A 12,920-nucleotide genomic window follows, 5' to 3' on the forward strand; every position below is an offset into this window, starting at 1 on the left:
AGATATTAAATGAATTCAATTATTTATCCATCATTTTTTTAATTGTTGCTTCAATTGCAGCCTGCACTTCGCAGCTTTGATCTACTTTAGGCATACTTAGATTTTTAATCAATTCAGCTTGTCGATAATCAGGAACATCACCATAGCTATTAAAAGTTGTTAGAACCCCTTCATGCCCTAAGTTCTGACTCCATGCTTTAAACTGTTCAGGTGTTCGGCAAATGTTCTCTCCTAACCTTACCAAAGTATTACGAAAACTATGAGGATTATAATTTGGCAAATCAACATGTTGAAAAGCTTGTTTGAATATTTTTCGTATCGGGTCAGCTGTTTTCCAATGTTCGCGCAATAAACCTGTAGCTTCAAATTTACGGTTTTTATTATTTTCAATTTTGGTTTTTGGAAAAAGAGGATCGTCTGCACTGAATAATAACTCATTGGTTAAATACTCAATCCATTCTTTTAAAATAGTTAACGGTAATTCGCCTACGGGAAAAAAATACGTAGTAAACGTTTTGCTGTACTTGGTGTTAACTTCTCTTGCGTCTTGATAAATACTACCCTCGGCTATGCTCACGTGTTTTATTTTTAATGAAGCTATTGCACTATCTCTTGCACCGGTTAATAAAGTAAGTGCTATAACCGCCCTATTTCGTTTTTCAATATCAGTACGTGCTGGCATGTTTTCAAGTACATGAGTAATTTGCTCTATGCTTGGTACTGGCTTTTTTCGTTTAGCATTGGCGATACGAGCATCTTTTTCAGATAAATTAAAGTATTCCATATCACTGTAATTAATCTGTGATTTATAACCAGGTTGTAACGCTAGCCATTGAAAGAAGTTCTTCAAATGTCGCAGTGTTGTATTTAAGGTTGCCTTGCTTAATGGTTTTCCCGTAAATTCATTTTTTTGCTTAATGAGGTTATTTTTAAAGCCTACCGCTTGTTGGTAATGAAATTGTTTAAAATCTTTATATTTAGTGTACTGCTCAAGTCTATTTATAGCTTTTACCACACCATCAATTGAAGCTACATTTTGACGTTTCGCCTCTTTTAAAAAAATACAATACTTATGGCTAATTCTTACATTGTTTGGGTTGTGTGTTTTCATCATTTCACCTTGTCTATTTAAAGTACAATTCAGGAAGGGTTTAGCCATCTAGCTTATGTGTTTTTGTTGTATCGGCAATATCACAGACAGATCACGCTGAATTGACGTAATATTTTCCAATTTGAAATATTTATTCATCATTGATGTACACACAGAACAGGCGGCAATCACCCTCCCTCTAGTATCTGTTTCTTCTAAAAATTCAATGGTACTTTGCTCGGGTAACCTCGGCTCTCGACATTTAAAACAATAAAGCTCATATGGCTTACATGTGCGCTTATTCATTCCCCTTTGATGTATTGCAAATTGTTTTAATTCAGTACCTAAAATAAGTATTGGTCGTTTGTTATCACAAACCTTTAGCCCCTTAACAATCCAGTTTCTGATAGTGCGCTTATGAACACCTAGAAGTATCGCAGCTTCTTCAACGGTGTAACTTCGGTGAATTTTGCATATATTTGGGTTAATACGCTTACTCATACTAGCCCCCTACTTTTACTTGCTACTATGCATCGTTCAAGCCACTGATTAATGTCTTCTTCTAACCAGCCTACAGCTCTATCACCTAAAGATATTGATTGAGGAAATATTTGATTTTTCATACGTAGATAAATACTGCTTCGTGATAAACCAGTAAGTTCGATAACAGCAGGTAGGCGTAATATTTTGTGAGCCATAATGAGATCTCTTAGTTGCTTAGTGAATGTAACTAAGAGATTAAATGGGCGAATTTTAATTTAAAATAGTGATTTACGTACCAGCAAAAACAAGTAACCAATTGATTTACCATTGTTTTATATTTTGGTTGAATTGATTGTTAAATCTATGAATTGCTTAAAAGGCAGATAAATAAGGGGCTAGAGTTGGGCGTTCTTTTGCGCCCAACTATTTTATTTTTTCATGTTTTTTCGAATAGTTTCTGAACTTGCACCGTCGGCGATAGGCATTAACGCTATCTTTCTAGAGATCCAAGAGTCATTTTGTTTAGGATGTTGCCGGTGTAAAATTATATATTCATCATGCCATGATTTGTATTTGGCTAGCTTGTTCGCTCGTTGTAGTTCTCTTTTACTGACTTTAGGTTTATAAGAATCATCCACATTTGCTGGATTATTTAACGAATATTTTAATCTATCGTTATCAAGTGTCAGCTTATCGCCATCAAAATATAAAATGTCTGCTATAGGTAAAATATGCTGGTTAACTTCTAATGATAGTGGCTCTATAATTAAGTTAATCCATTTACGACCGGTGTCACTTTTGAGCATACCTAGACTAAGTACTTTATTATCTTTTGAGTAACGTATATCTGTTGTAAGAGCTAATAAATGTCTGATAACTTTCGCTAATTGTCCTATGCTAATTTGCCATTGTTTTAGCTGCTCATTAGGGATAGTTAGCCGCCCCATTTGTTCATGCATAATTGGATGATCACAAATAGCGTAATACTTGGTCTTATTTGGGTACACATGCGGTATCACATCAACATTACAATGATGTTCACAACCTTGGCATTGAATGGCTGCTGCGTTTGAAATTGGCGTTATTAACCTACAATCAAGCATTAGCTTAAATGCTTCTTTTTGCCACAAATTAACCGCTAGCCAGCTTAAAACTACTTTATGATTTTTTATCGATAAAGCGCTTAATAACAATAATAAAACCTGATCTACACGCATGGTAAACTCATATTTACCGGTTGTGGTTCGATGCCTGAAGCAGTTAGCATTTCACGAATAAGTAATTCATCACCAAAATTACCTAAATTGCATTTATCTGGCATTGATAATGTAAAGGTACGAGTTTGATGTGCCCTATTTGGTTTAGGAAAAAATGAAACTTTAAGTGTTACCTCACTAGTGTATCTATTAGATAAATTTAATTCTGCTAATCGTTCATGAATGGCATTTTTATTTTTATCAGGACATTCTATTATCGCAATGTGACTTTTAGGATCAATGCAACTAGTAGCATGTACTTTTAATATTTGAACATTAAAAATATCTGTATTTTCAGGAATAACAAAATTAAAATCGGCGGTAACTAACGGTTCTAAATCATATACTTTATCTTCAACAAATGGAGTGAAATTTTTAAGCTTAGATTTTAAAATATTTTGAACAAAAAGTTGTTGTAACTTGGGAACGTTTCTAGCGTTATTTTTGGCATAAACGTCTAATGTGGCTAGTCTTTCACAATAAACAAAAATAATTTCAAATGCCATTGTGTGAGGTAAATCTTGTAAGCCATCTTGTACCCACTCAACCTCTGTTTTGGCAAAGTCTTCTGGAAATGCACAGAAGTAGTCAAGTTCACCGCGTTTGTAATATTCTATTTTACAACGTTTTCCACGGCCTTCCTTAATAAAGAAATACTCACCAATAGTTTGAGCTAATAGCTCTATGTCTATTTCTTCAAATGGTTTATCAAATGCCGGTAAGTTTTTTATTTTCCTCCAATATGATGACGGGATATTAGCTGTTTGAAAGAAAATAGAAGCGCCTTGCCAATACTCAGGGCTATCAAGAAAAGCCCACATAGCTTTATTATGTAAGCCATAAATTTCTGCTATCTGTTCAACAAAGTTAGCATTATCAAACTCTTTAGCTTCATCTGTTAAAGCAATAATACCGCCATCTGTAGCTAGAGCATTTATTCTTTGAAAATCAGATTCTATTCTATGCCTAGTTAGATCGTCCAACTTTAAAAATGCTTCAAAAATAAGGTCAACTTCATGATCATAAATTGAATCAAGATCTAAATCGAAATCTATATCTTTGATCTTAAAGTAATCAATTAATAATTTATTAGAAACTTTGCGAAAAAATTGTTTTGGGGAATATTGTGCATTCACTATCTATAATACTATTTTTATTCTTAATATATTAAACCTAGCATAGTACAAAAAACATACAAATATTAATGATAAGTAATTTAATAGAAAATCAAATTTAACCCCATGTTACTGAATTAAAGCCTTCGTACAGGTATTAATTGGAAAAGCAAGTACATTTATACCATAATTAACTATCCATCTAACATTAAATTTAGAGTAACCAAACAGAATCAAAAAAAATAATTAAATTGTTTTGTATTGAAATAAGTTTATATCACTTTTTTATACAAGGATTTTAATTATGAAACAATTCAAATTAATCATTTCGTTTTTGATCATTTCTATTTTCCAAGCACAAGCCAACAACGATGACTTCAATAAAAAGGAAGTGACTCGAGCCATATTAATTGAAAAATTTGTAAATGATCCTAAAGCAATGGCTATTTCACAGACTAGAGCTTGGGGTATTAATAAAGGACTCGCTGGAGAAAAATTGAATGATTTCGTAGACAATTATGCTCAAATTTATGATGAACAGATAGAAATCTATGAAACTGGTGAATTACCACTTTCAAATGATGATAAATTAATCCGAGATATTTCTAAGTGGTCTTTGCAAACTTTAATAGGCTCCTATGCTAAAGGTACAGAGGGATTAACTGGCCTACTAGTAGATGCTGGATATGAGGAACTCGATGATTATATTTCTACAGACGCTGTAGATTTCTCTGGTGATTTTATTGCCGAAAGAGCTTATCAAAGTGCTGTTAATGTTGAAAAAATTACAGATATAATCCTTAACACGGAAAATATAAGAGACGGGCTTATCTCGGACATAGGAGTAGATATAGATGCTGACGTGGATACTCAGTTGGCTCGTTTCCCTAATATTGGTGCCATGTTAACGGCTCAAGACAATAGTAGATCACTTTTAGATATTACAAATGAATTATCAAGCTTAGATATCAATTTAGCGGAAAACCAAGTTAGAATTGAAGAGGTTAGAAGTGAAATCAAGCTCATATTGAATGAACGATTTGATAATTTAAACGATAATTTAGGACTGGAATTTGATTCTTTGGGAGAACTAATTTCGGAGCAAAGGGATGAAGTAATACAACGGGCACTTATTTTAGAAGGAAATATTGGAAGAAATAGAGAGTTACTAACATCCTATATTTTATCACAACAAGAAAGGGAAGATAGAAAAACAATTGAGCTTCAAAAAGAAATTGAGAGAAAGCAAAAAGTGGCTACAGAAAGAGCAACTGTAGGTCTTGCCGCAATGCTACTTGATAGAATCGAGAAGGGAGCAGGACAAAAAATAATTGGAATGTACAATAGTCTAAAACAAATAGAGTCTGCAATAAAAATATTTAAAGCAACAAAAAACATCGATTTTGCTAGTTTTGCACAATTATCTAGTGGAATTGCAAATCCGGCAATGGCTATTTTCAGTTTAGTCCAAGCATCAGGACCAAGTGTTGATGACATTATTCTAAGTCAACTAGCTGACATATCGAAAAAAATTGATAACCTTAGAGTTGAAATGCATGAACGTTTTGATGCTGTTGATACAAAGCTAGATAGGATCTTTATTGAAGTTAGTTCCGGTTTTGACTTATTAGCATTAAAACAAAATTTAAACATTGACATCACTATAAAAAATATTCAGGTAGGTATTGATACTCAATCGCTGATTATTAGCGAAACTAAGAAGTTAAGTGATGCGATAAGAGATACTGTACTTGTACCGTGTATAAAAAGAGCTTCAACGCTTCCATTACCCGATGAGGATTTTATTGATTGTGTTTCACATTTAAATAACAACGCAATTGTTTTCATAGCTCGTGAACAAGCAAAATATGACCCTTCGTCTGATTATGACAGCTTATCCACTTTATTATTACAAGAAGGAGATAACAATACAGAATTAATACAAACAATGTATGAATTAAAAAGTAATACAACTATATCTGACGAAATTTTACCCTCTAGAACAGCATGGCTGACAGCGTCTAATTGGTATAACGATTTTTTACTAAAAGATATTGAACAAACTGTTCGATCTAAAATAACACCTAATATAGGAGTAATCATAAATACAGGAACTCAAATTAATGATTTTCATAAAAAGGTACTGTTAAGTTTAAATTATCCAAATAATCCTGCTGATTTTAGCCCCATCGAGTCTTATCTCGATAGAGGGGACCTATTACTAGAGGATATAGATAAATTAAAAAATGATGTTAAAGAAACATATTTTACGGATAAGGCATATTACCTCAATAATATTCATGATGAATTTGATGCTATTACATCAGAAGGAGATATAGATTGGACGTTAGCTGGAAATGACCCTTATTTAACTGACGACGGTGCTAAATATTTATTCTCTAAACTCCCCCCCCATTTACGTAAAATATTACTAAATGGAATGGGAAACGCGGAAATTACAGTCAACTTTACAGGCACACGGTTTCATTACCATAGTTGTGGAACCTTTGGAGAAAGAACTTATACAATTGCTGATTGGGATAACTACACTCTGAGTATTGAAATAACACCGCCAGAAGAAATTGGTTTTAATTCTAAAACTATCACTACACTAAATTTCAGAATTCCATGGGATGGCAGTGGAGAAGTTCGGTTAGGATGTGGTGGATTTATCACAAAAGGTAGAAAGTTTAAAAATACAGATGGGGAATTAGCTAAAGCAATTATTGCAACGGTTGAGAACAATCCTAATACGTTAAATATTGATGAAATCCCTTTACAAGAAGTGAAAAGCGTTTGGGATAATCATAGAAATATTATTGGACTTCAATTACTAACCCACCTAGAGTTTCCTGTATACAATGACCCGTTAGAATTTGAAAATGCTTTCATTTCTGCATTATTAAGATACGCTTTTCAAGACAAATTGATGGAAAATGATCCTTTATTCTTTATATCAAGTGGCAAGGCAGGCTTGCCAAGTTTGATATTATTTTCAGATATCGTAAATGAAGTAATGGTTTCAAAAGGTGAGCAAGTAGCAGTAAATATGGTCTGGCAAGTCGACAAATACATTACTGACGAAATTTCGTCACTACATCAATTTTTTAACTCGGGTTCCTTCAAAGAGTTTTTAAACATCCAACAAAAATTATTGAACCTAGATTATTCCAGTAAAAAATTAGAGAATACTAAGTTACTTCTTGAGATAGAGGCAGAAAACTACTTTAAGGATTCCGATGGTGATGGGATTAGAGATAACGAAGATGCATTCCCAAATGACCCTAATGAAACAAAAGACTCAGATGGCGATGGTATTGGCGATAACGAAGATGCATTCCCAAATGACTCTAATGAAACAAAAGACTCCGATGGCGATGGTATTGGCGATAACGCTGACTCTACCCCTAATGGTGGTAATAGTGATCCTAAAGATAATAGTTCAGGAGGCGGAGGTGGGTCCTTAGCATGGGTACTGTTATTACTGGTAATAATATCAAGTTATCGTATTAGGATCATACGATAATGAAGTATCGGATCCGGCATAAACAATGCGGGATTTTTTAAAAACAAAAACTTTATTTAAATCTGGCCAATAAATAGGCTGGATATGCAGGATCAATCAAATTAATACTTAGAAAGTTGTTTTATTAAGAACCCTAGAATATGAGTCGATTGCTAGGCGATTTTTAAACCGCTTTTAAATGTTTGTTATTTTTAAGTGTTTTTAATTTACCTGTTGCAGCCTCTTCAATACGTCCAGACCACCAAGTCATTAATATCTTTCTACGTTCTAAATACTGCGCTCGGTTATAAGCTTTTCTCGCTTCATTTTGATCCTGGTGGGCTAAGGCTGATTCAATTACATCCCCATCAAAACCTTGTTCATTTAAAGTTGTACTAGCAATAGAACGCATGCCATGAGCCACTAATCGCCCTTTAAAACCCATACGTTGTAATGCTTTGTTTGCTGTTTCTGCATTACTAGGTTTAGTTGGTTGCCTATCAGATGGAAATATATGCTCTCGATTCCCACTAACAGCTTTAATAACTTCTAAAATAGATAAGGCTTGAGGCGTTAACGGTATTGTGTGTGCTATTTTCATCTTCATACGTTCTGCAGGAATATTCCATAGCTTATTTTCAAGGTCTATTTCACACCACTTAGCTTCTGCCGCTTCCCTTGGCCTAACCATAGTATGTAATTGCCATTCAATTAAACAACGAGTTGTGAGTTTAATACTAGCGTAATTTATCGCCTTCATTAACTCTGGTAGCTCTTCAGGCTTTAGTGATGGCATATGAGTCACTTTCGGCGTTTCAAATGCACTTCGAATACCAGCAAGTGAGTTATGATGTAATAAGCCTGTATTAACTGCATGGCGCATAACTTCATTTATATGCCCTATCACTTTACTTGTGGTTTCAAGGCTTCCTTTGGCTGCTAAGGGCTTTAATACGCTAATTACTTCAGGGGCTAATAATTTATCTATAGGTCTATGCCCTATTTTTGGAAATACATGGTTTTCAAAATTGCGCCATAAGCTTCTTGCGGTGGTTTCTGCGATCTTAGTTTTTTTAATAGCAAGCCAATCTATAGCAACGCTTTTTAATGTGTTGCTAGCAGCTAGTTGTTTTTCACGAAGTTGATCTTCTTTAAATTCCTTAGGGTCGATATCTTGCGCCAGCAATTCACGTGCTTGAGCTCTTTTCTTTCTTGCATCAGCTAACGTTACCTCGGGGTAAGTACCAAAGCCCATTGAACTTCTTTTTTTGGTGACTGGTTTTACATAATCAAATAACCAAGATTTAGCGCCAGACGGTTTAATTCGTAGCTGTAAACCGCTACCATCAGATAGCTTGTATTGTTTGTCTTTTGGTTTTGCTTGTTTTACCTGAGTATTGGTAAGCGGAGTAACGCCTCTAGCCATTTTAGTAGTACCACTAAGTTATTATTTGAGCTGGTACTACTAACAGTACTACTAAAAACCGTGGATTACAAAAAACGCTATGAAATAGCTATAGACATAAAAAAGCCAGAAAACCTTATTTATAAAGGACTTTCTGGCTCTTGTAGGTTCTAGTTGGACCTGTATTTGGTGCGTATGGAGAGACTCGAACTCTCACGCCGTGAAGCACAGCCCCCTCAAGGCTGCGTGTCTACCAATTCCACCACATACGCTAAATTTTTAGAGGAGCGATGGTTTATTTTGGTACGTCGCTTTCTTTTTGATCTTCGCTTACTGGTACGTCAGTAGCAGGAGCAATACTTTCTGTTTGCTCTGCGCCACCTAAGTTACTCCACTCATCAGTCGCTTTAGTGCGCTGTGCAGTAAGGTTACCTAAAAATAAGCTTAATACGAAAAACAGTGTGGCAAGGATACCTGTAGTTTTAGTCATGAAGTTACCAGAACCACTTGAACCAAAGATAGTTGCTGATGAACCAGCGCCAAATGAAGCGCCCATGTCTGCACCTTTACCCTGCTGGATTAAGATAAAACCAACTAAGATAAGTGCGATAATTAAATAACCAACGATTAATACTTGATACAACATTATTTTTAAATCCTATACTGCTTGGCAGATTTTTTTAAATTCTTCAACGTTTAAACTCGCACCGCCTATCAGACCACCGTCGATATCAGCTTGAGCAAATAATTCTTCACAGTTTTTCGCATTAACACTACCACCATATAATAATGGTACTTGTTGTGCTACATCAGCATCAAAACTTGCTAAGTAGCTACGAATAAACTCATGAGTTTGCTGAGCGATCTCAGCAGATGCAGTTTTACCAGTTCCAATAGCCCAAACAGGCTCGTAGGCAACAACTACATCTTTAAAACTTTTAATGCCAATTTTAGCAATTACCGGAGCAAGTTGATAACTAAGTCTAGACTCGGTTTCACCATCTTCTCGCTCTTCAAGCGTTTCACCAATACATAATATTGGCGTTAAACCACTTGCCAAAGCATAAGCAACTTTTTCAGCAACTAATTCTGTACTGTCATGAAACATAGCACGACGTTCAGAATGGCCAAGAATCACGTATTGTACCTGTAAATCATTCAGCATTAAAGCTGAAATCTCACCAGTAAAGGCACCTTTTTCATTTTCATTAATATTTTGGGCACCACATGCAACTTGGCTATTGCTAATATTAGCTTTTAACAAAGCTAAATAAGGGGCTGGTGGGCAAATAATTACTTGCTGGTTAGCATTAAATTTTTCATCATTTAGGCCACGACACATTTGTGCTGCAAGCTCAGCATTACCGTTCATTTTCCAATTAGCGGCAACTATTGTTTGTCTACTCATAGTTTTTCCCTTAATAAAACGCCGAGATATTATCGAACTCAAAGCTAAGTTACAAGAGTTTAAATAGCCAAGCCGTTTTTTTGCTTATTTTTACAACAAAAGCATAACAAATGTTAAATTAATGTTCTGCGTCTACGGCTTTCACTTGATCAGCAATAACATTTGCTAAACGGGTTACTTCAGCTAAATCTGGACCTTCAACCATCACGCGAATAAGAGGCTCTGTACCTGATTTACGAAGTAATACTCGACCCGTACCTGCCAACTCTTTTTCAACATCGATAACGCTTTGTTTAACAGCATCATCATTAAGTGGATCGGTTTTACCACTAAAGCGAACATTAACAAGGATTTGTGGCAGCATAGTCATGCCTGCTCTAAGTTGGGTAAGTGACTTGCCTGATTGGCAAAGTGCTTCAAGAACATTTAATGCGGCAATAATACCATCACCTGTAGAGGTACAATTTAAATTGATAACATGACCTGAGTTTTCAGCGCCTAATTGCCAGCCTTTAGCTTTTAATTGCTCCATAACATAGCGGTCACCAACTTTGGCTCTAGCAAAATCGATACCTAAGTCTTTTAATGCTATCTCTAAACCCATGTTGCTCATTAATGTACCAACAACACCGCCTTTAAGTTTACCTTGCTGTTGTGCATTTTTAGCGATGATGAAGATAATTTCATCACCATCAATGACATCACCATTTTGATCAACCATCATTAATCGGTCGCCATCACCATCTAATGCGATACCTAAATCTGCTTGTTCTTTTAATACAAGTTTAGAAATATTTGCCATTGATGTGGCACCACAATCGTCATTGATGTTGATGCCATTTGGAGTACTAGCAAACTCAATAACTTCTGCACCTAACTCGCGAAATACACTTGGCGCTATATGGTAAGTTGCGCCATTGGCACAATCGACCACAATTTTCATGCCATTGAGAGAGTATTCAGATGGGAAGTTGCTCTTACAAAACTCAATGTAACGCCCTGCTGCATCATCGATGCGCACTGCTTTACCTAATTTAGCTGAATGAACACAATCCATTTCTTCATCGATCATTGCTTCTATCGCAAGTTCCACGTCATCAGGAAGTTTTTCACCTGTTGTTGAGAAAAACTTAATGCCGTTATCATAAAAAGGATTATGTGATGCGCTGATCACAATACCAGCTTCTGCACGGAAAGTTTTAGTTAAGTATGCAACAGCAGGTGTTGGCATAGGCCCCATTAAGCCAATATCAATACCCGCGGCAGAAAAACCGGCTTCTAAAGCTGATTCAAGCATATAGCCAGATATACGAGTATCTTTACCAATTAATACTTTTTTGGTGCCGCGAGTGGCTAACACCTTACCGGCAGCCCAACCAAGTTTCATTACAAATTTAGGCGAAATTGGATCTTTACCAACTAAACCTCGTATACCGTCTGTTCCAAAGTATTTTCTAGACACTTAAATAAACTCCCTTAAGTATTTATCGTAAATTATTTAATTATTTGTTTGAGCAACCATTGCATTAAAAACTTTAATGGCATCAACAGTTTCTTTTACATCATGAACTCGTATTATTTTAGCACCATTTAGTGTGGCAAGCACTGCCGCAGATAAACTACCAGCTAAGCGTTCATCTACAGAGTTATTAAGTAAATTGCCAATCATTGACTTTCTTGATAATCCGGCAAGAACTGGTAAACCTAGTTGCAAAAGCTTACTTTGATTAGCCAATAATTGATAATTCTGTTCTAAAGTTTTACCAAAGCCATAACCTGGATCTAATATGATTCTATTTTTTTGAATACCAGCTTGTTCACATACTTGTATGCGTTGTTCGAAAAACTTAATAACATCTTTTACTACATCTGTGTATTGCGGCTCAGCTTGCATGGTTCTAGGCATGCCTTGCATATGCATTAAACAAACAGGTAAATCACAACTAGCAACAACATCAACACAGCCGTCATTTTGTAGTGCACGTACGTCATTGATCAAACCAGCACCACTATTAATCGCAGCCAGCATCACCTGTGCTTTGCTAGTATCTATTGACACAACTGTGTCAAAGCGCTGAGTTATTGCCTCAATGACTGGAATGACTCTATCTAACTCTTCTTGCAATTCAACATCAGCAGCGCCAGGTCGAGTTGATTCACCGCCAACATCAATTATGGTTGCGCCATCTTCGATCATCAAATGCACTTGTTTAATCGCATGTTCGATATTATTAAAGTTGCCACCGTCCGAAAAAGAGTCTGGGGTTACGTTTAAAATCCCCATTACTTGTGGAACAGTTAAGTCGAGTTGCTGGTTAGCAAATTTCATCATTTATGTTTTTAGAAATTATAATTGCTTGGATTATAAAGCTTATTTACTGAGTAATAAATAATAAGATGTGGCGTTGTCGAAATAAAAACAGATCCTGAAATAAATTCAGGAAGTGGTTAGGTTATTATATCCGGTGTGGATTAAATGGAAGTGGGGTCATCTTGTTTTGCAAGATCACTGTCAAACATGGAGGTCCCCCCCAAAAGCACGGTGGGATGACGGCGTAAGTTAAGTAAAAATGCGGATATTCAAATATATTTAGAATAAGTATGACGTCATCCTATCACGAGCACTAGCGAGGTGCGGGACCTCCCAAATTGACAGTG

At 35.6% G+C, this 12,920-nt stretch carries 11 protein-coding genes and 1 tRNA gene; 1 reads left to right on the top strand and 11 read right to left on the bottom strand.

Annotated elements, in window-relative coordinates; translation table 11 throughout:
• Positions 1-19: 19 nt before the first annotated feature.
• From RGQ13_RS12295 to RGQ13_RS12315, 5 genes are all read right to left on the bottom strand, one after another.
• Positions 20-1,111 carry a tyrosine-type recombinase/integrase gene (locus RGQ13_RS12295; RefSeq protein WP_348390046.1) on the bottom strand — a complete coding sequence of 364 codons (1,092 nt, stop codon included), beginning with the start codon at positions 1,109-1,111 and terminating at the stop codon, positions 20-22.
• Positions 1,112-1,159: 48 nt separating this feature from the next.
• Positions 1,160-1,591 carry a helix-turn-helix domain-containing protein gene (locus RGQ13_RS12300; RefSeq protein WP_348390047.1) on the bottom strand — a complete coding sequence of 144 codons (432 nt, stop codon included), beginning with the start codon at positions 1,589-1,591 and terminating at the stop codon, positions 1,160-1,162.
• Positions 1,588-1,788 carry a helix-turn-helix transcriptional regulator gene (locus RGQ13_RS12305; protein ID WP_348390048.1) on the bottom strand — a complete coding sequence of 67 codons (201 nt, stop codon included), beginning with the start codon at positions 1,786-1,788 and terminating at the stop codon, positions 1,588-1,590. The genes RGQ13_RS12300 and RGQ13_RS12305 overlap by 4 nt, the downstream gene beginning before the upstream one ends.
• Positions 1,789-2,001: 213 nt before the next feature.
• Positions 2,002-2,790, bottom strand: coding sequence for a hypothetical protein (locus RGQ13_RS12310; RefSeq protein ID WP_348390049.1), 789 nt, complete (start codon positions 2,788-2,790; stop codon positions 2,002-2,004).
• Positions 2,781-3,965 carry a hypothetical protein gene (locus RGQ13_RS12315; RefSeq protein ID WP_348390050.1) on the bottom strand — a complete coding sequence of 395 codons (1,185 nt, stop codon included), beginning with the start codon at positions 3,963-3,965 and terminating at the stop codon, positions 2,781-2,783. Before RGQ13_RS12315 ends, RGQ13_RS12310 begins: the two co-directional genes overlap by 10 nt.
• Positions 3,966-4,248: 283 nt before the next feature.
• Between RGQ13_RS12315 and RGQ13_RS12320 the strand changes: the two genes are divergently transcribed.
• Positions 4,249-7,470, top strand: coding sequence for a thrombospondin type 3 repeat-containing protein (locus RGQ13_RS12320; protein WP_348390051.1), 3,222 nt, complete (start codon positions 4,249-4,251; stop codon positions 7,468-7,470).
• A 163-nt stretch (positions 7,471-7,633) separates the two neighbouring features.
• Here the strand turns inward: RGQ13_RS12320 and RGQ13_RS12325 are convergent, their stop codons facing one another.
• From RGQ13_RS12325 to folP, 6 genes are all read right to left on the bottom strand, one after another.
• Positions 7,634-8,875, bottom strand: coding sequence for an integrase domain-containing protein (locus RGQ13_RS12325; protein WP_348390052.1), 1,242 nt, complete (start codon positions 8,873-8,875; stop codon positions 7,634-7,636).
• 166 nt (positions 8,876-9,041) lie between these two features.
• A tRNA-Leu gene (locus RGQ13_RS12330) sits at positions 9,042-9,126 on the bottom strand.
• A 23-nt stretch (positions 9,127-9,149) separates the two neighbouring features.
• Positions 9,150-9,497: a preprotein translocase subunit SecG gene (gene secG, locus RGQ13_RS12335; RefSeq protein ID WP_348393405.1), complete on the bottom strand. Its 348-nt coding sequence runs from the start codon at positions 9,495-9,497 to the stop codon at positions 9,150-9,152.
• 15 nt (positions 9,498-9,512) lie between these two features.
• On the bottom strand, positions 9,513-10,262 hold the full coding sequence (tpiA, locus tag RGQ13_RS12340; RefSeq protein ID WP_348390053.1) for a triose-phosphate isomerase: 750 nt from the start codon (positions 10,260-10,262) through the stop codon (positions 9,513-9,515).
• 118 nt (positions 10,263-10,380) lie between these two features.
• Positions 10,381-11,724 carry a phosphoglucosamine mutase gene (gene glmM, locus RGQ13_RS12345; RefSeq protein ID WP_348390054.1) on the bottom strand — a complete coding sequence of 448 codons (1,344 nt, stop codon included), beginning with the start codon at positions 11,722-11,724 and terminating at the stop codon, positions 10,381-10,383.
• Between the two features lie 36 nt (positions 11,725-11,760).
• Positions 11,761-12,591 carry a dihydropteroate synthase gene (gene folP / locus RGQ13_RS12350; RefSeq protein WP_348393406.1) on the bottom strand — a complete coding sequence of 277 codons (831 nt, stop codon included), beginning with the start codon at positions 12,589-12,591 and terminating at the stop codon, positions 11,761-11,763.
• Between the last annotated feature and the right edge of the window lie 329 nt (positions 12,592-12,920).

Source organism: Thalassotalea psychrophila, from assembly GCF_031583595.1.
GTDB classification, from domain to species: Bacteria; Pseudomonadota; Gammaproteobacteria; order Enterobacterales; family Alteromonadaceae; genus Thalassotalea_A; species Thalassotalea_A psychrophila.

What these genes read in the sequence shown, in the direction of transcription:
- RGQ13_RS12295 (WP_348390046.1), bottom strand. Translation starts at nt 1,111, where the DNA reads ATGAAAACACACAACCCAAACAATGTAAGAATTAGCCATAAGTATTGT.
- RGQ13_RS12300 (WP_348390047.1), bottom strand. Translation starts at nt 1,591, where the DNA reads ATGAGTAAGCGTATTAACCCAAATATATGCAAAATTCACCGAAGTTAC.
- RGQ13_RS12305 (WP_348390048.1), bottom strand. Translation starts at nt 1,788, where the DNA reads ATGGCTCACAAAATATTACGCCTACCTGCTGTTATCGAACTTACTGGT.
- RGQ13_RS12310 (WP_348390049.1), bottom strand. Translation starts at nt 2,790, where the DNA reads ATGCGTGTAGATCAGGTTTTATTATTGTTATTAAGCGCTTTATCGATA.
- RGQ13_RS12320 (WP_348390051.1), top strand. Translation starts at nt 4,249, where the DNA reads ATGAAACAATTCAAATTAATCATTTCGTTTTTGATCATTTCTATTTTC.
- RGQ13_RS12325 (WP_348390052.1), bottom strand. Translation starts at nt 8,875, where the DNA reads ATGGCTAGAGGCGTTACTCCGCTTACCAATACTCAGGTAAAACAAGCA.
- tpiA (WP_348390053.1), bottom strand. Translation starts at nt 10,262, where the DNA reads ATGAGTAGACAAACAATAGTTGCCGCTAATTGGAAAATGAACGGTAAT.
- folP (WP_348393406.1), bottom strand. Translation starts at nt 12,591, where the DNA reads ATGAAATTTGCTAACCAGCAACTCGACTTAACTGTTCCACAAGTAATG.